The organism is Janibacter melonis (assembly GCF_020567375.1).
GTDB lineage: Bacteria > Actinomycetota > Actinomycetes > Actinomycetales > Dermatophilaceae > Marihabitans > Marihabitans melonis.
Genome location: NZ_JAJBZM010000001.1, coordinates 581,846 through 604,554 on the forward strand (window position 1 = coordinate 581,846; position 22,709 = coordinate 604,554).

Here is a 22,709-nt window from a genome sequence, read left to right on the forward strand (position 1 = left end):
CGCACCCTCACTTGAGGAAGTCGGGGACGTCGAGGTCGTCGCCCTCGTCGAAGGTCACCTGACGCGGGGGCTGCTGCACCTGCGGGCGCTCCTGCGGCGCGGCCGGGGCCTGCTGGGCCTCGTCCTGCACCGGCACGGCGACGGGCTGCGCGGGGGCGGCCTGCTCGCGCTGACCGCCCTGGCCGCCGACCGGCTGCGGCTGGGGGCGCTGCTGGGGCTGGGCGGCCGGCTGCTGCGCCGGCGCCGGACGCTGACCCTGCGAGACGGGCTGCCCGCCCTGCGGGCGCTGCTGACCGCCCTGCTGCGCGCCGCGCTGGCTCGACCCCTGCTGGCCCGAGCCCTGCTGGCTCGAGCCCTGGATCGTGCCGAGGGCCCGCTCGTCGGGCCGAGCGTTCGGCGCCCCGCCGTCGAAGCCGGCGGCGATGACCGTCACCCGCACCTCGTCGCCGAGCGCGTCGTCGACGACGGCGCCGAAGATGATGTTGGCGTCGGGGTGCGCGCCCTCCTGGACGAGGCGGGCGGCCTCGTTGATCTCGAAGAGACCGATGTCGGAGCCACCCTGGATCGACAGGAGCACGCCGTGCGCGCCGTCGATGCTCGCCTCGAGCAGCGGGCTGCTGATGGCCAGCTCGGCCGCCTGGACCGCACGGTCCTCGCCGCGGGCCGAGCCGATGCCCATGAGGGCGGAACCGGCCCCCTGCATGACGGACTTGACGTCGGCGAAGTCGAGGTTGATCAGGCCCGGGGTGGTGATGAGGTCGGTGATGCCCTGGACACCGGAGAGGAGCACCTGGTCAGCGCTGCGGAAGGCGTCGAGCATCGACACGGCGCGGTCGCTGATCGAGAGCAGCCGGTCGTTGGGGATCGTGATGAGGGTGTCGACCTCGTCGCGCAGCGACTGGATGCCGGTCTCGGCCTGGGTCGCGCGGCGGCGGCCCTCGAAGGTGAAGGGGCGGGTGACGACACCGATCGTCAGGGCACCGAGCGACTTGGCGATCTTCGCGACGACCGGCGCGCCACCGGTGCCGGTGCCACCGCCCTCGCCCGCGGTGACGAAGACCATGTCGGCCCCCTTGAGGACCTCCTCGATCTCGTCGGCGTGGTCCTCGGCGGCCTTGCGGCCGACCTCGGGGTCGGCGCCGGCGCCGAGACCGCGGGTGAGCTCGCGACCCACGGCGAGCTTGACGTCGGCGTCGCTCATGAGGAGGGCCTGGGCATCGGTGTTGATGGCGATGAACTCGACGCCCTTGAGGCCGACCTCGATCATCCGGTTGATGGCATTGACACCTCCACCGCCGATGCCGACGACCTTGATGACGGCGAGGTAGTTCTGGGCAGATGCCACGGGGGTTCTCCTGGATGGGTGACGTGCTGGACTTCTCGAGACGAAATCTCGACGTCAACTTGAGAGTTACGTTTTGATCACGACCGGTGTGCCGCTGACGTTATGCGTCGCGGACGCCCGTCGCAAGGCAGGTCCCCCGCGTGTCGGGACGGGTCTGCAGATCGTGGCCGGACTGTGCTCTCGACGGGGCCCGGACGCCCCTGCGCGCGGGCGTGATCAGCGGGTGACGGGGGTGTCCGGAGCCGAGACGTCGAGCACCTTCGGACGCCCCTTGAGGAGCACGTCGATGACCTGCACCTTGAGCTGAGGTTGCGCCTCGTCGCCCCAGACGACGGTCGTGCGCCCGATGCGGAAGCTCACCCGGTCGGCGGCGTCGACGGTGACCGCCGAGACCCGGTCGCGCACGCCCTGCGGCAGGGCCTCGAGCATCGACAGCGCGGCCGTGACGCCGTGCCCGCTCACCTCGGCCCCCCGGTCCGCGGAGATCGTCGGGACCCCCTTCGGCACCGACCCCGTCGAGCGGATGCGGACGCCGTCGATGTCGTAGACCTCTACCTGACCTTTACCCCGGTTCACGGCGAGGGCAGGGATGCGGGGCACGACCTCGACGCGAAGGGTGCGCGGCCAGTCGCGCACGACGGTCGCCGACTCGACCCCGGGCCGGGCCTCGGCGCCGTCGACGATGGCGCCGACGTCGACCCGGGCCAGGGGCCGGCCGTGGGCGCCGGCGGCGAGCTCGCCGATGGCCGCGGTGTCGCCCGGCTCGGCCCCGACGACGTCGACGTCCTGGACGGCGAGGAGGGGGCTGAAGCCGACGACGTAGACCCCCGCGGCGAGGACGGCGACCGCCCCGCTCCCCCAGGCCCACCGGCGGCGGCGGTCGGCCGCGAGATCGGCCTGGCGCTGCTCGAAGCGCGCGTGCTGGGTGCTCGTCATCGCTGCTGCAGGCCCTGGAGGACCGGCGCGCCGAGCGCGGTGACGTCGCCCGCGCCGATCGTCATGACGAGGTCGCCCGGGCGCGCCTGGGCGACGACGTGCGCGACGGCGGCCTCGGGCTCGAGCACGGCGACGACCCGACCGGCCGCGCGCAACGGCTCCGCGACGACCTCGGAGGTCACCCCGGGCACCGGGTCCTCCCGCGCCCCGTAGATCGGCAGCAGGACGACGTCGTCGGCCGGGGCGAGCCCGGCCGCGAAGTCCGTGGCGAAGTCGGCGGTGCGCGAGTACAGGTGCGGCTGGAAGATGACGAGCAGGCGGCCCGGCCGGGCGATCTCGGAGGCGGTGGCGACGACGGCGCTCACCTTGCCGGGGTTGTGCGCGTAGTCGTCGACGACGGTGATGCCGTCGACCTCGCCGCGCACCTCGAAGCGGCGGCGGGTGCCGGCGAAGTCCGCGAGACCGGCGAGCACCGCGCGGGCGTCGTGCCCGCAGCCGAGCACGGCCGCGGCGAGGGCCGCCGCGGCGTTGAGCAGGTTGTGCCGCCCGGGGACGCGCAGCACGAGGTCGTGCACGACGCCCTCGAGCGCGACCTGGGCCCGCGCGCCGTGACCCTCGAGCACCGGGTCGGCGAGCCGGACGTCGGCGTCGGGCGAGAAGCCGTAGGTGACGACACGCGTCGCCTGCCCGCCGTCGGGGTGCGCACCGCCGGCGTCGCCGACCGCGTCGGCGAGCCGGGCCGAGCCCGGGTCGTCGGCGCAGGCGACGACGAGGCCGCCGGGGCGCACGGTCCGGGCGAACTCGGCGTAGGCCTGCTCGACCGTGGCGAGGTCGCCGTAGAAGTCGAGGTGGTCGGCCTGCACGTTCGTCACGACCGCGACGTCGGGGTGGTAGACGAGGAAGGAGCCGTCGGACTCGTCGGCCTCGGCCACGAAGTCGGGCCCCTCGCCGAGGGCGGCGTTCGTGCCCTGGCTCGCGAGCTCGCCGCCGAGGGCGAAGGAGGGCCGGGCGCCCAGGTGCAGCAGGGCCGAGGTGAGCATCGACGACGTCGTCGTCTTGCCGTTCGCCCCGGCGACCGCGACCCGGCGCTGCTCTCCCATCGCGGCCGCGAGGGCCTGGCTGCGGTGCAGCACGCGTGTGCCGGCCTCGCGGGCGGCGACGAGCTCGGGGTTGCTGTCACGGATCGCCGAGGACACGACGACGGTGTCGACGCCGTCGACGTGGGCCGGGTCGTGACCGACCCAGATCTGCGCGCCGCGACGGCGCAGCTCGTCCAGGACGGGGCCGTCCTTGGCGTCGCTGCCGCTCACGCGGGCGCCGGCGTCGAGGAGCAGACGGGCGACGGCGGACATGCCCGCGCCACCGACGGCCAGGACGTGCACCCGGCCGAGCTCGGCCAGGGGCGGGACCGGAGCGTCGACGTCGAGACGGAAGGGCAGGCGGTCGCGCACACTCATGCGCCCTCCCCCGCCCCGCGCGCGGCCACGAGGGCCCGGCCGACGAGGTCGGCGAGCAGCTCGTCGCCGTCGCGCTCGCCCACGGCGGAGGCGGCGAGCGACATCGTCGCGACCCGCTCGCGGTCGCCGAGCAGGGGCACGACGACGTCACGCACCCACGCCGGGGTGACCTCGGAGTCCTCGGTGAGGGTGCCGCCGCCCGCGGCGACGACGCCCGTGGCGTTGAGCCGCTGCTCGCCGTTGCCGATGGGCAGGGGCACGTAGAGACCGGGCAGCCCGACGGCCGTCAGCTCGCACACGGTGTTGGCCCCGGAGCGGCACACGGCGACGTCGGCGGCGGCGTAGGCGAGGTCCATCCGGTCGAGGTAGGGCACGACGACGTACGGGACGCCGGGCACCGCTCCGACGGGCTCGAAGTCCTTGTCCCGCCCGGTGACGTGCAGGACCTGCACGCCGGCGGCGCCGAGGTCGGCCACGCTCGCGGCGAAGGCGTCGTTGAGCCGCTTGGCCCCGAGCGACCCGCCGGTGACGAGCACGGTGGGCAGGTCGGGGTGCAGGCCGAGGTGCGCACGGCCCTCGGCCCGGCGGGCGGCCCGGTCGAGGTCGGCGATCTCACGGCGCAGGGGCATGCCGGTGACGGTGGCGTGCGCGAGCTCGGTCTGGGGGAAGGTGATGCCGACGTGGCGCGTCATCCGGGCGCCGACCCGGTTGGCCAGACCGGCCCGGGCGTTCTGCTCGTGCACGACGACCGGGACGCTGCGACGCCGGGCGGCGAGGTAGACGGGGGTCGAGACGTAGCCGCCGAAGCCGACGACGACCTCGGCGCCGCTGGACTCGACGAGCTCGCCCGCGCGGGCGACCGCGCGGCGCAGCGCGCCGGGCAGGCGCAGCAGGTCACCGGAGGGGCGACGCGGCAGCGGCACCTTGGGGATCGTCGCGAGCTCGTACCCACGCGCGGGCACGAGCCGTGACTCCAGGCCCTGCTCGGTGCCCACCGCGAGGATCGCGACCTCGGGGTCGCGCCGCCGCAGGCAGTCGGCGAGGGCGAGCAGCGGCGAGACGTGCCCGGCCGTCCCCCCTCCGGCGAGCAGGACGCTGCGTGGGCTGGTGGGGGTGGTGCTCATGATGCGCTGCTGCTCCGTCGGGTGAGGCGGGCGGGGATGAGGGTGTGCAGGCGGGAGGGGCGCGAGGCCAGGGCCGCCGCGCACGTCGGCTCGGCGCGGGCGAAGGAGAGCAGGATGCCGACGGCGAGCATCGTCGTCACGAGCGAAGAGCCGCCGGAGGAGACGAAGGGCAGCGGCACCCCGATGACCGGGAGCATGCCGATGACCGAGCCGATGTTGATCATCGCCTGCACGAGGACCCACGTGCAGATGCCGGCCGTGGCGACCCGGACGAAGAAGTCCTCGGTCGAGCTCACGAGGCGCATCCCGACGACCGCGAGCCCGGCGAAGAGGGCGATGACCCCGAGGCTGCCGAAGAGGCCGAGCTCCTCGCCGATGATCGCGAAGATGAAGTCGTTGTACGGCTCGGAGAGCCAGCCCCACTTCTCGCGGCTCCCGCCGAGGCCGACGCCCCACCAGCCGCCGTCGGCGAGGGCGTAGCGCCCGTGCATCGGCTGCCGGCAGATGGCGTAGTAGAGGTCGGTGCCGGGCGCGCAGCGTGCCGGGTCGAGCCAGATCGCGATCCGCTCCATGCGGTTGCTGCTCACCGAGGCCATGATCGCGACGAGGACGCCGAGGACCCCGAGCGCCAGGCCGAACCACCGCATCCGCACGCCCGCGGCGAAGAGCATCCCGACGACGATCGCGGCGATGACCATCGCCGTGCCGAGGTCGTGGCCGATCATCACGAGGGTGAGGATGCCCAGCCCGATGGGCGCGACGAAGGGGACGACGGCCTGGCGGATGTCGCCGAGGGCCGCCCGCTTGCGCTCGAGGACGAGCGCACCGCCGAGGACGAGCCCGATCTTGGCGATCTCGCTGGGCTGGATGCTCACGGGCCCGACGCCGATCCAGTTCTTGTTGCCCTGGAAGCCGTAGCCGACGAGGGGCACGAGGGCGAGCAGCCCGACGCCGCCGGCGAGCAGGAGCATCGCGCTGCGCCGCCAGAAGGCGATGGACCGGGTCGCGGCGAACCACATCGCCGCGAGACCGAGGACCGCGAAGACCAGCTGCTTCAAGAAGATCGTCAGCGACGAGTCGTTCTGCTTGAGCGAGACGATCATCGAGGCCGACAGGACCATGACGAGCCCGACTGTGACGAGGATGCCGACGATGCCGAGCAGCCCGTAGTAGGTCGTCAGCGGGGAGTCGACGAGGCGGGTCCAGGACCCGGCCCTGCCCCGGGGCAGACGGGTGGTGCGACCGACCGGGCGCCCCCCGCTCGTCGCGTTGCTGCTCATCGGCTCATCCCTGCTCGTGGTGGCGCCGCACGGCCGTGGCGAAGGCCTCGCCGCGGGCCACGTAGCTCTCGAACATGTCCATGGAGGCCGCCGCGGGGGCGAGCAGCACGACGTCGCCCGGCTGAGCGACGGCCGCGGCCTGACCCACGACGAGATCCATCGCCTCAGTGTCGGTGGCGGCGATGTCGAGGACGGGGACATCGGGTGCGTGTCGCGCGATCGCCGCGGCGATCTGGTCGCGGTCACGCCCGATGAGGACGACGGCGCGCAGGCGGTGCGCGTTCGCGGCGACGAGGTCGTCGACCTCGGCGCCCTTGAGCAGCCCTCCGGCGATCCACACGACGTGCTCGTAGGCCGAGAGCGACGCGGCGGCGGCGTGCGGGTTGGTCGCCTTGCTGTCGTCGACCCACCGGACCTCGTCGACGGTGAGCACGTGGGCGATGCGGTGGGGCTCGGGACGCCAGGCGCGCAGCCCGTCGCGCACGGCCGAGGGCGGGACGCCGCAGGCACGGGCGAGGGCGGCGGCGGCCAGGGCGTTGGCGACGACGTGGTCGGGCACCCCGTCGCCCTCGTCGCCGAGGTCGGCCAGGCTCGCGAGCTCGGCGGCCTGCCGGCCGCGGTCGGGCACGAAGGCGCGGTCGACGAGGAGGTCCTCGACGCGACCGAGCATGGACAGCCCCGGGCTGGAGCGGGTGAAGCCGACGGCCCGGCAGCCCTCGACGACGTCGGCGGCCTCGACGAGGCGTCGGGTCGTCGGGTCGTCCTCGTTGTAGACGCAGGCCACCTCGGTGCCCTCGTAGACCTTGCCCTTCGCCGCGAGGTAGGCGTCGTACCCGCCGTGCCAGTCGAGGTGGTCGGGGGCGATGTTGAGGCAGGCGGAGGCGAGCGGGCGCACCGAGTCCTGCCAGTGCAGCTGATAGCTCGACAGCTCGACGGCGATGACCTCGTAGGGGTCGGGGTGCAGGACCGCCTCGAGGATCGGGGTGCCGACGTTGCCCGCGCTGCACGCGCGCAGCCCGGCCGCGGTGAGGATCGAGGTGAGCATCTGCACCGTCGTCGTCTTGCCGTTGGTGCCGGTGAGCGTGATCCACGGCGCGCCGCCGTGCTCGGGGCGCATCCGCCAGGCGAGCTCGACCTCGCCCCACACGGTGATGCCGCGGGCGGCGGCGTCGGCGAGCAGGGGCTGGGTCGGCGGCCACCCGGGCGAGGTGACGACGAGGTCGACCCCGTCGTCCAGCAGGCCCGCCGGGGCCGCGTCGCCGAGGAGCATCCGGGCGCCGAGCACCTCGAGGATCGTCGAGCGCTGCGCCATCGGCGAGCCCTCCGCGGGGGCGGTGCCGTCGACGACGCTCACCTGCGCGCCCCGCTCGAGCAGGGCGTCGGCGGCGGCGAAGCCGGAGACCCCGAGGCCGGTGACGACGACCCGCAGGCCCGACCAGTCCGCGTCGCGGTGCGTCAGCGTGCTGAGGTCCCTCACGCGCCGACGACCCACTCGGCGTAGAAGATCGCCAGGCCGAGGGCGACGAAGAGCCCCGCGATGATCCAGAAGCGGATGACGATCGTCACCTCCTGCCAGCCGAGCAGCTCGAAGTGGTGCTGCAGCGGTGCCATCCGGAAGACGCGCTTGCCGGTGGACTTGAAGGAGGCGACCTGGATGATCACCGACAGGGTGATCGTCACGAAGAGCCCGCCGAGGATGACGATGAGGAGCTCGGTGCGGGTGGTGATCGCCAGCCCGGCCAGCGCGCCGCCGAGCGCGAGCGAGCCCGTGTCGCCCATGAAGATCTTCGCCGGCGAGCCGTTCCACCACAGGAAGCCGAAGCAGGCGCCCATGCCCGCCGCGGCGACCACGGCCAGGTCGAGCGGGTCGCGCACGTCGTAGCACTTGAGACCGGGCTCGATCTGGCAGTTCTGGTTGAACTGCCAGATGGAGATGAGCACGTACGCGGCGAAGACCATGACCGAGGCCCCGGTCGCCAGGCCGTCGAGGCCGTCGGTGAGGTTCACGCCGTTGCTCGTCCCGGCGATCATGAGGTTGGCCCACAGGACGAAGAGGACGATGCCGACCATCGGCCCGGCGAAGGCGAGGTCGAGCGGGGTGTCGCGCACGAAGGAGATGTGCGTCGAGGCCGGCGTGCGCAAGGAGTCGTTGGGGAACTGCAGGGCGAGGATCGCGAAGATCACGCCGACGAGGGTCTGCCCGATGAGCTTCTCGTGCGAGCGCAGCCCGAGGCTGCGCTGCTTGCTGATCTTGATGTAGTCGTCGGCGAAGCCGACGAGCCCCATGCCGCCCATGAGGAAGAGCACGAGCAGCCCGCTGGCCGTCGGCAGCGACCACGTCGCGAGGTGCGCGACGGCGTAGGCCAGCACCGCGGCGAGGATGATCACCGCCCCGCCCATCGTCGGCGTCCCGCGCTTCGTGTGGTGCGAGGTGGGGCCGTCGTCACGGATGAACTGGCCGTACCCCTGGCGCACGAGCACCTTGATGAGCATGGGCGTCCCGAGCAGGGCCACGACGAGCGAGACCACTGCCGCGATGAGCACCGCCTTCACTGCGCGTCCTCTCTGTGGCTGAGCCGATCTCCGAGCCACCGTAGCCCGGCGTCACGGCTGGACTTGAGCAGCACGACGTCGCCGGGGGCGAGTCGCTCGTGCAGCAGGGTCTGCGCGGCGTCGACGTCGGCCACGGACTCGACCGTGGCGACGCCGCTGTCGCGGGCGCCGTCCGCGATGTCGCGGGCGAGGTCGCCGACGGCGAGCACGAGGTCGACCCCGAGCGCGCCGGCGAGCTCGCCGACGCCGCGGTGGAGCGCGGGCGACTCCTCGCCGAGCTCGAGCATCGAGCCGAGCACCGCGACCCGGCGGCCGCGGCAGGACATCGCGGCGAGCGCGCGCAGGGCGGCCTCCATCGAGTCGGGGTTGGCGTTGTAGGCGTCGTTGACCACCCGCACCCCGTCGGGGCGCTCGGTGACCTCCATCCGCCAGCGGCTCGCCGGGCGGGCCTGCGCGAGCGCGACGACGACGTCGTCGAGGGCCAGACCGCACGCATGCGCGGCGGCGACGACCGCCAGGGCGTTGCCGACGTGGTGACGCCCGACGAGCGGGAGCGCGACCTGGGCGGTGCCGAAGGGGGCGGTGACGGTGAAGCGCGGACGGCCGGCCTCGTCGAGGACGACGTCGGTGGCGCGGACCTCGGCGTCCTGCGCCTCGCCGACGAGGACGACGCGGGCGGAGGTGACCTCCGCCATGGCGCGGACGCGGTGGTCGTCGGCGTTGAGGACGGCGACGCCGTCCGCGGGCAGCGCGGCGACGAGCTCGGACTTCGCGACGGCGACGTGGTCGACGGAGCCGAACTCGCCGACGTGGGCGTGCCCGACGTTGAGCACGACGCCGACCTGGGGCGGCGCGATCGTCGTGAGGTAGGCGATGTGCCCGGCGCCGCGGGCGCCCATCTCGACGACGAGGTGGCGGGTGCGCTCGGTGACCCGGCAGACCGTGAGCGGGACGCCGACCTCGGAGTTGTACGAGCCCTGCGGCGCGACGGTCTCGCCGTCGGCGGCCAGGACCGCGCCGAGGAGGTCCTTCGTGCTCGTCTTGCCCGAGGACCCGGTGATCCCGACGACGTGCAGCTGCGGCAGGCGGTCGATCAGGGCCCGGCTCAGGGCGACGAAGGCGGCCTGGGTGTCCTCGACGACGACGCACGGCAGCCCGTCGACGGGTCGGGTGGTGAGGGCGGCGCTCGCGCCGCGCTCGGCGGCCTGGGGCACGTAGGCATGCCCGTCGGCGTGCTCGCCGACGCGGGCGACGTAGAGGCTGCCGGCGGCGGCCTCACGGGCGTCGGTGACGACCGGGCCGTCGACGACGACGGCGGGGTCGCCGTGGACGGTGCCCCCGGTGACCTGGGCGAGCTCGGCGAGGGTGAGGGCGATCATCGGGCCACCTCCGTGGCGAGGGCGGTGAGCGCCTCGAGGGCGACGACGCGGTCGTCGAAGGGGGTGACCACCCCTTCGACCTCCTGCCCGCTCTCGTGCCCCTTGCCGAGGAGCGCGACGACTCCCCCGGGCCCGGCGGCGCGTACGGCGTGCTCGACGGCGGCCCGGCGGTCGGCGACGACGTCGAGCTCGGCACCGCCCTGGCGGGCGCCCGAGGCGACGGCCTCGCGGATCGCCGCGGGGTCCTCGGAGCGGGGGTTGTCGTCGGTGACGACGACGAGGTCGGCGTGGTCGGCCGCGGCGCGGCCCATGCCGGGTCGCTTGCCGGGGTCTCGGGACCCGCCGGCGCCGAGGACGGCGACGAGCCGGCCCGTGGTGCCCTCGCGCAGGGCGGCCAGCGCGGCGGCCACGGCGTCGGGGGTGTGCGCGAAGTCGACGACGACGCGGGGCAGGAGCGCGGCGTCGGCACCCTCGGGGGCCGCGACGACCTCCATCCGGCCCGGCACGCGCGGCTCGGCGCTCACGGCGCGGGCGACCTCGGCGGGGTCGTGGCCGGCGACGAGCAGGGCGGCCGCCGCGACGGCGGTGTTCGTGCGGTTGAAGCCGCCCGGCAGCGGGCTGCGCAGGGCCAGGCTCACCCCGTCGCCCTCGAGGACGAAGGCGGGTCCGTCGACCGAGGTGATGACGAGGTCCGCGGGGACGGCGGGGTCGGAGGAGACGGTGCGCACGGGCACGCCGGCCTGCGCGGCGAGGCGGCGGCCCCACGCGTCGTCGACGCAGACGACGCCCGCGCGGGAGCGCTCGGGGGTGAAGAGGCTGGCCTTGGCGGCGAAGTAGTCCTCCATGCCGTCGTGGAAGTCGAGGTGGTCCTGCGAGAGGTTGGTGAAGAGCGCGACGTCGTAGACGACTTCGTCGACGCGGTGGAGGACGAGGGCGTGGCTGCTCACCTCCATGACGCAGTCGTCGACGCCGCGCTCGCGCATCACCGCGAGCAGGGCGTGCAGGTCGGGGCTCTCGGGCGTCGTGCGCGCGCTCGGGACCCGCTCTTGGCCGATCCGCGTCTCGACGGTGCCGATGAGACCGGTGCTGCGCCCGAGGGCCTCGAGGGCGGCGGCGAGGAGGTAGGCGGTCGTCGTCTTGCCGTTCGTCCCGGTGATGCCGAAGGAGCGCACGCCCGGGCCGCCCGGCGTCCCGGTGCCGTAGACGGCGGCCGCGACGCGGCCGAGGACGGAGCGCGGGTCGGCGACGACGACGGCGGGCACGTCGACGCCGGCCTCGCGGGCCAGCTCGAGGCCACGCCCGTCGGTGAGCAGGGCGCGAGCACCCTCACGGACGGCGGCGGCGGCGTACGAGGCGCCGTGGGCGTTGGCCCCCGGCAGGGCCGCGTAGAGGTCACCGGGGCGGACCGAGAAGGTGCTCAGGGTGACACCGGTGACGGTGAGGTCGGCGTCCCCGACGATGTCGCTGCTGCGTCCTGCAGCCTCCGACACCGCCTGGAGCGCGACCGGGTCGATGGTCTGCGGGCGGGGCGATGGCACGACGAGCGAGCCTACCTGTCCCCCGGGTTGCCCCGGTCCTTCAGCAGACCGGGCGTGCCCTCTGCGGGGGCCTTCTTCAGCCGGGTCGAGATGGGCTTGACCTTGTCGTCCGCGGCCGGCGGGACCTCCTGGGTCTGCAGGGCGTGGGTCATGACGTCCTTGAAGACCGGCGCGGCGACCTGACCGCCGAAGTAGCCCTTGACGGGGCGCTGGAGGATGACGGCGACGACGAGCTGGGGGTCCTGGGCGGGGGCGTAGCCGATGAAGCTCGCCGTCTTGCCCGAGTAGCCACCGGTCTTGTCGTCGTAGCGGTCGGCGGTGCCCGTCTTGCCGGCGACGCGGTAGCCGTCGATCTTGGCCTTGGGGGCGGTGCCCTCCTCGCTGACGACGCCCTCGAGCATCCGGCTCACCGAGGTCGCGGTGCTCTGCGAGACGACGCGCTCGCGCTTCGCGGCCGGTGCCGGGGTCCATCCGCCCTCGCCGTCGGAGGTCTCGGCGACGAGGCTCGGGGCGACGCGCACACCCTTGTTGGCGATGGTCTGGAAGACGCCGGCGACCTGCACGGCCGTCGTCGACAGGCCCTGGCCGTAGGTGACGGTGTAGCGCTGCACGCCGTCCCACTTCTCCGACGGCGGCATGATCCCCTCGGACTCGCCCGGGAAGCCCGAGCCGGTCTTGCTGCCGAGCCCGAACTTGCGGAAGTACTCCTCGAGCGTCTTGGGCTTCATCGTCTCGCCGATGAGCATCATGCCGACGTTGCTCGACTCGGCGAGCGCGCCGCCGACGGTGCGGTACTCGACGGGGTGCGGGTGGCTGTCTCGCAGGGTGGCGTCGTAGCGCTGGAGGTGGTCGGGCAGGACCATCGGGCTCGACGGCGTGATCGTGCCCTCCTCGAGACCGGCGGCCACCGTCATGATCTTGGCCGTCGAGCCGGGCTCGAAGGCGTCGCTGAAGGCGAGGTTGGCGAAGACGCCCTTGCCGTCGCCGATGTCGTTCGGGTCGAAGGTCGGGTACGAGGCGAGCGCGACGAGCTCGCCCGTGTCGACCCGCTGGACGACGACGGTCCCCGAGAGCGCGTCGGTCTCCTCGACCTTCGCGGCCAGGGCGTTCTGCGCGTACCACTGCACGTCGTTGTCGATCGTCAGGCGCACGTCCTTGCCCGGCTTGGCCGAGCTGACGTCGGACCCGGCGTTGGGCAGCCGGCTGCCGTCCATGGCGACCTCGTAGGTCGCGGTACCGGGCGTGCCCTTGAGCGTGTCGTCGAGCATGAGCTCGAGCCCGCCGCCGGCCGTCTGGTCCTGGGGCTGGACGAAGCCGACGAGGCTGGCGACGGTCGTCGACTGCGGGTAGGTGCGCTGCGAGGAGCGCTCGCTGTACACGCCGGGGATGCCCAGGGCGCTGATCTTGCGCCACGTGAGCGGCGAGAGGTTCTTGGCGAGGATGACGTAGCGACGCTCGCCGGTCATCGCCTCGACGAGGTCGTCCTCGTCCTGGCGCAGGAGCGGCGCGAGGTCCTTGGCGGCGCCGGCGACACCGACCTCGGTGCGCGTGCCGCCGACCTCCTTCTCGTAGGCGGGGACCGCGGTCTGGTCGACGACGACGATGCGCCGCTCGGCCGAGCTGGCGAGCACCGTGCCGTGGGCGTCGGTGATCGTGCCCCGGCGCGCCGGGATCGACTCGGTCGTCGTGCGCTGGGCGAGGGCGTCGGCCGCGACCTCGGCCGAGTCGAAGCCCTGGATGCGCATGAGCTGGGCGGCGAAGAGGCTGAGGACGAAGAGGCTGGCGACCATGAGCCCGCGCATCCGCATCCGCGGGTTGCCGGCCGGGGGCACGTCTCCTCCACCGCCACCACCACGACGACGCGGGCCGCGCGGGGGCGCCGACCCGCCGCCGCGGCGCGAGCTCGTCGGACGGGTGGTCCGGGTGCCGGTGCGCGACGCGCCCGGTCCGGTCGTGCTGCGCCGGGTCGCGCCGGCGGCGCTCGTGCGGGCGCCGCGCGTGGAGGAGCCCGTGCTCGCGCCGGTCCGTGCGGCCGGGCGGCGGGCAGAGGACGGTGCTGCCGTCGCGCGGGTGCGGGCGCTCGACGAGGTCCGCCCCGAGGAGGCCTTCGAGGAGGTCTTCGAGGATGACGCCCTCGCCGAGGAGGCCTTCGACGTGGGCGCCGTGGTGGAGGAGGTCCTCGGCGAAGAGGTCCTCGACGACGGGGTGGAGGACCCCGCCCTCGTCGTCGTGGCCCTGGTGGTGGCCCTCGTGGTGGTGGGCTTCGTCGTGCCCGTCCGGGACGCCGCGGCCTTCTTCGCCGCGGCCCGCCGGGCGGCGGACGACGAGCTCGCCGTCGACCGGGTCGAGGTGCTCGAGGAGGCGGAGGTCGACCCCTTCGCCGTGCGGGTGCTCGAGGCGGGGGTGCGGCGCTGCGTCACGTCGTCTCCTGCCTGGTCGGGTGCGGTCGGTCTCGTCGGGCGTCAGTCCTGGTCGCCCGAGGCCGGCGCGCTCGTCGTGCTCGCCCGGGGCGTCGCCCGCGCCGCTGCGTCCACGCTAAATCCCTCGGGCTTCTTCGCCGCCTTCGCCACGCCGAGGACCCGCCCGCGCTCGAGGTCGACGAAGGCCGCGGTGTCGGCGGGGACCATGCCGAGCTCGCGGGCCTTCGTCGCGAGGTTCTGCGGTGCCGAGCGCGCGTCGACGGCGTGCACGAGGGCCTCCTGGGTGTCGGAGAGCTCGGCGGAGCGCGCCTCGAGGCGCCCGACCTCGAAGGAGTCCTGCGCCATCTTCGCGTTGAGGGCGAGGACGGCGGCCAGACCGGCGACGAGCAGCGCGACGACGAGCATCGGGAAGAGCGGCGAGCCGGTCGCGTCCGCGGCGGTGAGCACGCGCAGCTCGCGCTGCTGGCCCCCCTTCGCGGGGGTGCGCCGGGCGACGGTGGTCGCGGTCTGCAGCTGGCTCATCGGGAGGTCCTCTCGGGGGCGCGGACGGGTCGGGTGCGCTCGGCCGCGCGGAGGCGGACCGAGGCGGATCGGGGGTTCGCGGCGAGCTCGGCCGCGTCGGGGGTCGCCGCGCCACGGGTGAGCAGGCGCAGCTCGGGGGCGTGCTCGGGCAGCTCGACCGGCAGCCCGGGCGGGGTCGTCGAGGTCGCGCCGGCGGCGAGGGCGCGCTTGGTGATGCGGTCCTCGAGGGAGTGGAAGGACAGCACGGCGAGCCGTCCGCCGACGCAGAGCCGGCGCAGCGCCTCGGGCAGCGCGCGCTCCCAGACGGTGAGCTCGGCGTTGACCTCGATGCGCAGGGCCTGGAAGGTCCGCTTCGCCGGGTGGCCCCCGGTGCGCTGCGAGGCGGCCGGGATGCTCGCCCGGAGCACCTCGACGAGCCGGGCGGAGGTCTCGAAGGGGGCGACCTCGCGCTCGCGCACGACGGACCGGGCGATCCGGCGGGCGAAGCGCTCCTCGCCGTACTCCTGGAGCACCCGGGTGAGCTCGCGCTCGTCGTAGGTGTTGAGCACGTCGGCGGCGGTCGTCGGTGCGCCGGGGTCCATCCGCATGTCGAGCGGGGCGTCCTGGGCGTAGGCGAAGCCGCGCTCGGCCTCGTCGAGCTGGAAGCTGCTCACCCCGAGGTCGAAGAACATCGACTGCGCGCACTCGATGCCGAGGTCGTCGAGGACGTCGCCGATCTCGTCGTTCGTCGCGTGGGCGTAGTCGACCCGGTCGGCGAAGGGGGCCAGCCGGGTCCGTGCGAGGTCGAGGGCGAGCGGGTCGCGGTCGATGGCGACGAGGCGCACCCCGGGGTGACGGGCGAGGACGGCCTCGGCGTGGCCGCCCATGCCGAGGGTGCCGTCGACGTGCACGGCGCCGGGGACGAGCACGGGGCCGAGCAGGTCCAGGACCGGCTCGAGCATGACGGGGACGTGCCGGTCGGCGGCGCCGGGGCCGGTCGTCGTCGTCATGCTCCTCCTCCTCTGCTCTTTCGTCGTGGTGGTGCGGGGTGGTGCGGTGCTCGTGCAACTGCTGCGTCTGCTCGGGCTGCTGGGTCCTGGTCCCCATCCGGACCGGTCCGGCGCGGGGGAAGACGCGTCGGCATCGGCTCGGCTGGAGGCCAGGGCCCAGCAGCTACATCAGGCCCGGGATCACCTCGTCGGACTGGTCGGAGAAGGCCTGCTCGGTGGCCGCGAGGTAGTCGGTCCAGGCCTGCGAGTCCCAGACCTCGAGCCGGTTGCCGGCACCGATGACGGTGCAGTCCTTGCTCAGGCCCGCGTACTGGCGCAGGGCGGCCGGGATCGTCACCCGGCCCTGCTTGTCGGGGATCTCGTCGGACGCGCCCGAGAGGAAGACGCGCATGTAGTCGCGGGCGGCCCGGCTGCTCGTCGGGGCCTTCTGCATGTCGGTGGCGATCTGCGTGAAGGTCTCGAGCGGGAAGACGTAGAGGCAGCGCTCCTGCCCACGGGTGACGACGAGGCCGGTGGCCAGACGGTCGCGGAACTTCGCGGGGAGGAAGAGGCGGCCCTTGTCGTCGAGACGAGGCGTGTGGGTACCGAGGAACACGACCCACCTCCCGCTCTGCTCGACCCTCCGGGCGCCACCGTGTCCCGATGTCCCCCACTTTACTCCACCCAGCCCCCGAAAGACAGCCAGAACCGTGACGTATCCGTGATTTCTCGCCCTCAGATCCGCCATTTCTCAGGGGTGGTGCGAAGTGGGGCAGATCTGGCGCACCGGGGCCCGGGAGCGGCCCGCCGACGGCTCGACCGGGCGGCTCTTCGGGACGGATCCCGCTGATCCCGGGGCCTGTCGCCCCCCGAGGCCTCGCGAGGGCACCCCTTCGCCATAGGGTCGGGAGCACAGTGGGGCGTGGTGGGATGACCTCGACCTCACCGAGGACCCGGTCGGCACGGCCGGGGGGAAGGAGCCCGGGTGATCCCGGTCAACGACATCCGTCCGAGCGCCCCGACGACATCAGAGCTGGAGCACCTCGTCGAGGTGGGCGAACGCCTCGCCGCGACGATGAGCGCGGTCATCGAGGGCAAGCCCGAGGTCGTGCGCACCGCGATCACCGTCATGCTCGCCGAGGGCCACCTGCTCGTCGAGGACGTGCCGGGAGTCGGCAAGACGATGCTCGCCAAGACCCTGGCCCGCTCGGTCGACGCCTCGGTGCGACGGGTGCAGTTCACCCCCGACCTGCTGCCGAGCGACATCACCGGCGTGAGCGTCTTCAACCAGGACAACCGGGTCTTCGAGTTCCGGCCCGGGGCGGTCTTCGCCAACGTCGTCGTCGGTGACGAGATCAACCGCGCCTCGCCCAAGGCCCAGTCGGCCCTGCTCGAGTGCATGGAGGAGCACCAGGTCACCGTCGACGGGCAGACCCACGCGCTGCCCCACCCCTTCATGATCATGGCGACCCAGAACCCCGTCGAGATGGAGGGCACCTACCCCCTGCCCGAGGCGCAGCGCGACCGCTTCATGGCGCGGGTGTCCGTCGGCTACCCCGACCCGCGCGCCGAGGTCGAGATGCTCGACCACCACGGCGCCACCTCTCCCCTCGACGACGTCCGGCCGGTCACCGACGCCGAGGGGGTCGCCGAGCTCATCCGGGTCGTGCGCCGCGTGCACGCCTCCGAGGCCGCCCGCCGCTACGTCGTCGACGTCGCCGCCGCGACCCGCTCCCACTCCGCCATCCGGCTCGGCGCCTCGCCGCGTGCCACCCTCCACGTGCTGCGGGCGGCCCGGGCGCGCGCCGCCCTCGCCGGGCGCGACCACGTGCTGCCCGACGACGTGCAGGCCCTCGCGGTCCCCCTGCTCGCCCACCGCATCATCCTCACGAGCGAGGCGCACGTCTCGCGGCTCACCCCGGCCGGGGTCGTCGAGGACGTCATCGCCCGCACGCGGGTGCCCGGCAGGCGCTAGGTCGTGGGATCGCGGCTGAACAGGCTGACCTCGCGCGGCGCGGTCGTCCTCGGCCTGGGCATCTCGCTGGCCGCCGCCGGGGTGCTGCTCGGGGTGCCTGACCTCACCCGGGCCGGGGCGCTCCTGCTCGTCCTGCCCCTCCTCGCCCGGCTGCTCGTCTCCCGCCCCTTCGGGCTCGTCACCTCGCGCACCGTCGACCCGCCGAAGGTCACGACGGGCACCCCCGCCTCGGTCCACCTCGTGCTGCGCAACACCGGCCGCACGACCTCTCCCCTGCTCGTCGCCGAGGACCAGGTGACGTACGCCCTGGGCGACCGGCCCCGCATGCTCGTCGCCCGCCTGGCCCCCGGCGAGGAGCGCGAGGTGCAGTACCGCGTGCGCTCCCACGTGCGCGGGCGGCACCCCGTCGGCCCGCTGAGCGTGCGGGTCACCGACGCCTTCGGCATGGCCCATCGCGAGGTCGTCGTCCCCGGCACCGACAGCGTGCTCGTCCTGCCGCGCACCGTGCCCCTGCGCGGCACGCCCGTCATGCGCGCCGGGTCCGGGGGCGACGAGTCCTCCTCGCACCAGCTCGCGCTGCACGGCGAGAGCGACGTCGGCGTGCGCGAGTACCGCAGCGGTGACGAGCTGCGCCGCATCCACTGGCCGTCGACCGCGCGCACCGGCCAGATGATGGTGCGCCAGGACGAGCAGCCCGGCCGGCGCCGGGCCCTCGTCCTCCTCGACAACCGGGCGAGCTCGCACGCCGGCACCGGCGGCGGCGGCTCCCTCGAGTGGTCGGTGAGCGCGACGGCCTCCGTCGCCACCCACCTCGTGGCCCACGGCCTCGAGACCTACCTCGCGACCGCCGACGAGACGAGCGAGCCGCTGGCCCCGCTCGGCGGCGTCGACGACGCGCTCGAGGCCCTCGCCGTCGTCGCCACCTGCTCCCGACCCGGGCCGGACGGGCTCGTCGACGCCGCGACCGAGGTCGCGGCGACCGGCGGGGGCACGGTCGTCGCCGTCGTCGGGCCGCTCGAGCACGAGCAGGCCCAGCGCCTCACCCGCACCGGCCACGGCATCGCCTTCGTCGTCGACCCCGACTCCTTCGAGCAGGCCGGCGAGCGGCCGAGCACGACGGCGGCCGCGCTCACGGCCGGCGGCTGGCGAGCGGTCGACGTGCAGCCGGGGTCGCGCATCGCCGAGGTGTGGGACCACCTCGTCGCCGCCCGGGCGGGGGCCGCCTGATGCGCCAGGCGATCACCTCCGTCATCACGGCCCTCGCCGTCCTCGCGGCCGCGGCCTCGTTGCGCTACCTCTTCGTCGACTCCTCCTTCATGCGCCCCGCGGCGCTCGTCGTCCTCGTCGTCGTCGGGCTCGGCGTCGCCCTGCGCACGCGCACCCGGGCTGTCACCGTCCTGCTGCCCGTCCAGGCCCTCGGCCTGGCTCTGGCCCTCGCCTGGCTCTTCGCCCGCGACACCCTGTGGTTCGCGCTGCCGACGACGCGCACCGTCGAGCGGGCCGTCGAGCTCGTCCTGCAGTCGCAGGACACGATCACCTCCTACGCCGCTCCGGCCCCGGTCGACGCCGGCGTCACCTTCTCGCTCACGGCGATCGTCGGGCTCGTCGCCCTCACGGCCGACCTCGCCGCGGCGACCGCCGAGTCGCCGACCATCGCGGGCCTGCCGGTGCTCGCGCTCTACGCGATCAGCGCCGCGAACGCCCAGACCAGCCTGCCGTGGCACGCCTTCGCCGCCCCCGCCGCGCTGTGGCTGCTCGTCCTCGCCCACCAGGACGGAGACCAGCTGCGCCGGTGGGTCAGCCATGTCCCGGGGCACCCGGGCGAGGACGGCGAGGAGCGGGCCCGCCGGGACTTCACGACCCAGGGGGTCGGCCTCGCCGCCGCCGGCATCGCGCTCGCGATCGCCGTGCCGACGGTCGTGCCCCACCTGCCGAGCACCTACATCGGCGACGGGCTGCGCGACGGCACGGGCCAGTCGGAGGGCGGTCGCTCCCGGGTGAGCCTGTCCAGCGAGATCGACCTGCGGCGCTCGCTGCAGGACCCCGACCCCTCCCCCGTCCTGCGCTACCAGACCGACGACCCCAGCCCCCCGCCGCTGCGGGTCGGCGTGGCGACCCGCTTCGTCGACGGACGGGCCCGGATCGGCTCGGAGATCTCCGGCACCGTCCCGCTCGGCGACGACGACGCCGTGGGGGTCACCCGTTTCGACCAGGAGCGCCGCACGACGACCGTCGTGGAGTCGAAGGTCCGCGCACCGCAGCTGCCGGCCCCCTTCGTCGCCCGTGACGTCCAGGTCGGGGCGCCGTGGAGCATGGACTCCGACGGCGTCGTGCGGGTCGCCGACGACGCGCAGAGCTACACGATCAGCTACGACGAGCCGCTCGACGAGACCGAGGCGGTCCTCGCGGCGGCCGGCGACACCGGGGCGGGCCTGCCGGACCGCGAGGAGTACCTCGCGGTCGAGCCCGAGATCGCCGGCGAGCTCGCCCAGGTGCTCGACGAGGTCGTCGAGCCCGGCGACAGCCAGCTCGAGAGCGCTCAGGCGATCCAGTCCTACCTGCGCGGCAACGACTTCACGTACAGCCTCGAGCTCGACGAGCGCCTCCCGGGCGAGCACCCCATCAGCCAGTTCCTGCGCACGAAGCGCGGCTACTGCCAGCAGTTCGCCGCGACGATGGTCCACCTCGCCCGCGCCGAGGGCATCCCCGCGCGCTTCGTCGTCGGCTTCCTGCCCGGCACCGGCAGCACCCAGGAGCGCGTCGTGCGGGCGTCGGACGCCCACGCGTGGCCCGAGCTGTGGATCGACGGCGTCGGCTGGCTGCGCTTCGAGCCCACCCCCGGCGGCCGTGCCGCGAGCCTGCCGGGCTACTCGCTGCCGCAGCAGGACACGACGTCGTCCACCTCGACGACGAGCTCGAGCACGACGAGCTCGGCGACGAGCACCTCGCAGGACGCGGCGCCCGTCGAGGAGGCCGACACGGGCGCCGAGGTCCAGTGGCAGCGCCCGCTGCTCCTCACCCTGCTCGTCGTCGCCCTGCTCGCCGTGCTCCCCCTCACCGCCCTGCTGCTGCGCGAGCGCGCCCGCCGGCGGCGCGGGTCGCCCCAGGAGCAGGTCGAGCGCGAGTGGGAGCGGCTCGTCGAGGGTCTGGGCGATCTCGGCATCGACGCGCCGCCCGGTGCCACGCCGCGGGTCTCCGGCGACCACCTCGTGCAGCGCAGCGGGGTCGGCGGCCGCGGCACCGAGCAGATGCATCGCGTCGTCACCACCCTCGAGGGGGCCCGCTACGCCCCTCCCGGACGCCCCGAGCCCGACGAGGTCGAGCAGGTCGGGCGTGACGTCGACGACCTCCTCGCGCGGGTGCGACGCTCGCGCGACACCGGGCGACGGGTCCGGGCCGCGCTCGCCCCGCCGTCGGCGATCCGGTGGTGGGGCTCCCTGCCGGGCCGGGTCGTCGACGTCGTGACGCGCCGGCGCTGAGCCACCGCCGGCGTCGGTCGGCCGCCGGACGCACGAAGGGGGACCCACCGGATGTCCGGTGGGTCCCCCTTCGCGTCGGGCGGGTTGCTCAGTCGAGGTAGTCGCGCAGGACCTGCGAGCGCGACGGGTGACGCAGCTTGCTCATCGTCTTGGACTCGATCTGGCGGATCCGCTCGCGGGTCACGCCGTAGACCTTGCCGATCTCGTCGAGCGTCTTGGGCTGGCCGTCGGTGAGGCCGAAGCGCATCGACACGACGCCCGCCTCGCGCTCGGAGAGCGTGTCGAGGACGCTGTGCAGCTGCTCCTGCAGGAGGGTGAAGGAGACCGCGTCGGAGGGCACGACCGCCTCGGAGTCCTCGATGAGGTCACCGAACTCGGAGTCGCCGTCCTCGCCGAGCGGGGTGTGCAGCGAGATCGGCTCGCGGCCGTACTTCTGCACCTCGACGACCTTCTCGGGGGTCATGTCGAGCTCCTTGGCCAGCTCCTCCGGGGTGGGCTCGCGGCCCAGGTCCTGGAGCATCTGGCGCTGGACGCGCGCGAGCTTGTTGATGACCTCGACCATGTGCACCGGGATGCGGATGGTGCGGGCCTGGTCGGCCATCGCGCGGGTGATCGCCTGGCGGATCCACCACGTCGCGTACGTGGAGAACTTGTAGCCCTTCGTGTAGTCGAACTTCTCGACCGCACGGATGAGGCCCAGGTTGCCCTCCTGGATGAGGTCGAGGAAGAGCATGCCGCGACCGGTGTAGCGCTTGGCGAGCGAGACGACGAGACGCAGGTTGGCCTCGAGGAGGTGGTTCTTGGCGTTCTTGCCGTCCTGCGAGATCCACCACAGCTCGTTCTTGAACTTCGTGTCGATCTTCTCGCCCGAGGCGAGCTTCTCCTCGGCGAAGAGGCCGGCCTCGATCCGCTTGGCGAGCTCGACCTCCTGCTCGGCGTTGAGGAGGGCGACCTTGCCGATCTGCTTGAGGTAGTCCTTGACCGGGTCGGCCGTGGCGCCGGCGGTGACGACCTGCTGGGCCGGGGCGTCGTCCTCGTCCTGGTTCGACAGCACGAAGCCGGCGGCCTCGCTCGTGGGAGCGGTCGTCGCGGGGGCCGGGGTGCCGACCGCGGCCTCGGTGGTCTCCTCGCCGTCCTCGCCGGCCTCCTCGGCGGCGTCGGCGATGTCGGCGGGATCGGGCTCGACGTCCTCACCGGGACCGGTGGCACCGGCGGTGGCGGCAGCCTTCTTGGCCGTCGTCTTCTTCGCGGTGCTCTTCTTCGCGGCAGTCTTCTTCGCCGGAGCAGCGGCGCCCGCGGCGGCGGCCTTGGTCGTGCCGGCCTTCTTCGCCGCCACCTTCGTCGTCACGGCGCCGTCGGCCGTAGCCTTCTTCGTCGTCGACTTCGTCGCCGCCTTCTTGGCGGGGGACGCTGCCTTCTTGGTGGCGGTCTTCTTGGTGGTGGTCGGTGGCACGTGGACCTCGATTCCCTGTTCCTTCAGCGTCTGAAGCACAACGCGCATCCGAGGGGCGGTAATCCCGGCCTCGCTCACCGCGGCGGCGACGTCCTCTGCCGTGACGTGGCCGGTGGAGCTGCCCTTGCTGAGCAAGGTCTGCACGGCAGGGTGGGCGAAGTCGCGGGGCAGGGAGTCTGACGTGGTCGAGCGGGGCGACAAGGGTCTACCGGCACCTTCCGTGGCGTGTGAGCGGGCTGAGCCCGCGCCACCGAGGATGCATCCGGAGCAGGGTGACTGC

General features: G+C 73.9%; 17 protein-coding genes. 3 read left to right on the top strand and 14 right to left on the bottom strand.

Features of this window, described 5'->3' with window-relative positions:
* Positions 1-7 precede the first annotated feature (7 nt).
* The 13 genes from ftsZ to mraZ form a co-directional block, all read right to left on the bottom strand.
* Complete coding sequence (ftsZ, locus tag LIV55_RS02755) at positions 8-1,345, bottom strand: cell division protein FtsZ (RefSeq protein WP_123093399.1); 1,338 nt, start codon at positions 1,343-1,345, stop codon at positions 8-10.
* Positions 1,346-1,561: 216 nt separating this feature from the next.
* A complete protein-coding gene (locus LIV55_RS02760; RefSeq protein ID WP_123093400.1) occupies positions 1,562-2,281 on the bottom strand; it encodes a cell division protein FtsQ/DivIB in 720 nt (239 codons plus the stop codon).
* Complete coding sequence (murC, locus tag LIV55_RS02765) at positions 2,278-3,738, bottom strand: UDP-N-acetylmuramate--L-alanine ligase (RefSeq protein ID WP_229299108.1); 1,461 nt, start codon at positions 3,736-3,738, stop codon at positions 2,278-2,280. Before murC ends, LIV55_RS02760 begins: the two co-directional genes overlap by 4 nt.
* Complete coding sequence (gene murG, locus LIV55_RS02770) at positions 3,735-4,862, bottom strand: undecaprenyldiphospho-muramoylpentapeptide beta-N-acetylglucosaminyltransferase (protein ID WP_229299109.1); 1,128 nt, start codon at positions 4,860-4,862, stop codon at positions 3,735-3,737. The genes murC and murG overlap by 4 nt, the downstream gene beginning before the upstream one ends.
* Entirely contained in the window at positions 4,859-6,142 is a 1,284-nt protein-coding gene (gene ftsW, locus LIV55_RS02775; protein WP_123093403.1) for a putative lipid II flippase FtsW, read from the bottom strand. Before ftsW ends, murG begins: the two co-directional genes overlap by 4 nt.
* A gap of 4 nt (positions 6,143-6,146) precedes the next feature.
* Positions 6,147-7,619 carry a UDP-N-acetylmuramoyl-L-alanine--D-glutamate ligase gene (gene murD, locus LIV55_RS02780; protein ID WP_224766723.1) on the bottom strand — a complete coding sequence of 491 codons (1,473 nt, stop codon included), beginning with the start codon at positions 7,617-7,619 and terminating at the stop codon, positions 6,147-6,149.
* Positions 7,616-8,695 (bottom strand): phospho-N-acetylmuramoyl-pentapeptide-transferase, encoded by a 1,080-nt coding sequence (mraY, locus tag LIV55_RS02785; RefSeq protein ID WP_123093405.1) that lies wholly within the window; start codon positions 8,693-8,695, stop codon positions 7,616-7,618. The genes murD and mraY overlap by 4 nt, the downstream gene beginning before the upstream one ends.
* Positions 8,692-10,074 (bottom strand): UDP-N-acetylmuramoyl-tripeptide--D-alanyl-D-alanine ligase, encoded by a 1,383-nt coding sequence (locus tag LIV55_RS02790; RefSeq protein WP_229299110.1) that lies wholly within the window; start codon positions 10,072-10,074, stop codon positions 8,692-8,694. Before LIV55_RS02790 ends, mraY begins: the two co-directional genes overlap by 4 nt.
* A complete protein-coding gene (locus LIV55_RS02795; RefSeq protein ID WP_229299111.1) occupies positions 10,071-11,612 on the bottom strand; it encodes a UDP-N-acetylmuramoyl-L-alanyl-D-glutamate--2,6-diaminopimelate ligase in 1,542 nt (513 codons plus the stop codon). The genes LIV55_RS02790 and LIV55_RS02795 overlap by 4 nt, the downstream gene beginning before the upstream one ends.
* An 11-nt stretch (positions 11,613-11,623) precedes the next feature.
* Positions 11,624-14,032: a peptidoglycan D,D-transpeptidase FtsI family protein gene (locus LIV55_RS02800; protein WP_229299112.1), complete on the bottom strand. Its 2,409-nt coding sequence runs from the start codon at positions 14,030-14,032 to the stop codon at positions 11,624-11,626.
* 42 nt (positions 14,033-14,074) lie between these two features.
* Positions 14,075-14,554: a cell division protein FtsL gene (ftsL, locus tag LIV55_RS02805; RefSeq protein WP_123093408.1), complete on the bottom strand. Its 480-nt coding sequence runs from the start codon at positions 14,552-14,554 to the stop codon at positions 14,075-14,077.
* On the bottom strand, positions 14,551-15,543 hold the full coding sequence (gene rsmH, locus LIV55_RS02810; RefSeq protein ID WP_123093409.1) for a 16S rRNA (cytosine(1402)-N(4))-methyltransferase RsmH: 993 nt from the start codon (positions 15,541-15,543) through the stop codon (positions 14,551-14,553). The genes ftsL and rsmH overlap by 4 nt, the downstream gene beginning before the upstream one ends.
* A gap of 163 nt (positions 15,544-15,706) precedes the next feature.
* Complete coding sequence (gene mraZ, locus LIV55_RS02815) at positions 15,707-16,138, bottom strand: division/cell wall cluster transcriptional repressor MraZ (RefSeq protein ID WP_068275024.1); 432 nt, start codon at positions 16,136-16,138, stop codon at positions 15,707-15,709.
* Between the two features lie 369 nt (positions 16,139-16,507).
* Between mraZ and LIV55_RS02820 the strand changes: the two genes are divergently transcribed.
* Genes LIV55_RS02820 through LIV55_RS02830 form a run of 3 tightly spaced genes read left to right on the top strand, consistent with a single transcriptional unit; the run spans position 16,508 to position 20,976 of the window.
* Positions 16,508-17,497, top strand: coding sequence for an AAA family ATPase (locus LIV55_RS02820; RefSeq protein ID WP_229299113.1), 990 nt, complete (start codon positions 16,508-16,510; stop codon positions 17,495-17,497).
* A 3-nt stretch (positions 17,498-17,500) separates the two neighbouring features.
* The gene (locus LIV55_RS17095) at positions 17,501-18,724 is read left to right on the top strand and encodes a DUF58 domain-containing protein (protein ID WP_123093798.1); all 1,224 of its coding nucleotides are present in this window, start codon (positions 17,501-17,503) and stop codon (positions 18,722-18,724) included.
* Entirely contained in the window at positions 18,724-20,976 is a 2,253-nt protein-coding gene (locus LIV55_RS02830) for a transglutaminase TgpA family protein (RefSeq protein WP_229299114.1), read from the top strand. The genes LIV55_RS17095 and LIV55_RS02830 overlap by 1 nt, the downstream gene beginning before the upstream one ends.
* Positions 20,977-21,064: 88 nt before the next feature.
* Here LIV55_RS02830 and LIV55_RS02835 read toward each other — a convergent pair whose 3' ends face one another.
* Positions 21,065-22,564 (bottom strand): RNA polymerase sigma factor, encoded by a 1,500-nt coding sequence (locus tag LIV55_RS02835; RefSeq protein WP_372456499.1) that lies wholly within the window; start codon positions 22,562-22,564, stop codon positions 21,065-21,067.
* Between the last annotated feature and the right edge of the window lie 145 nt (positions 22,565-22,709).

Excerpts from the sequence above, each read along its gene's own strand:
- LIV55_RS02760 (WP_123093400.1), bottom strand. The coding sequence starts at position 2,281 with ATGACGAGCACCCAGCACGCGCGCTTCGAGCAGCGCCAGGCCGATCTC.
- murC (WP_229299108.1), bottom strand. The coding sequence starts at position 3,738 with ATGAGTGTGCGCGACCGCCTGCCCTTCCGTCTCGACGTCGACGCTCCG.
- murG (WP_229299109.1), bottom strand. The coding sequence starts at position 4,862 with ATGAGCACCACCCCCACCAGCCCACGCAGCGTCCTGCTCGCCGGAGGG.
- ftsW (WP_123093403.1), bottom strand. The coding sequence starts at position 6,142 with ATGAGCAGCAACGCGACGAGCGGGGGGCGCCCGGTCGGTCGCACCACC.
- LIV55_RS02790 (WP_229299110.1), bottom strand. The coding sequence starts at position 10,074 with ATGATCGCCCTCACCCTCGCCGAGCTCGCCCAGGTCACCGGGGGCACC.
- ftsL (WP_123093408.1), bottom strand. The coding sequence starts at position 14,554 with ATGAGCCAGCTGCAGACCGCGACCACCGTCGCCCGGCGCACCCCCGCG.
- rsmH (WP_123093409.1), bottom strand. The coding sequence starts at position 15,543 with ATGACGACGACGACCGGCCCCGGCGCCGCCGACCGGCACGTCCCCGTC.
- LIV55_RS02830 (WP_229299114.1), top strand. The coding sequence starts at position 18,724 with ATGCGCCAGGCGATCACCTCCGTCATCACGGCCCTCGCCGTCCTCGCG.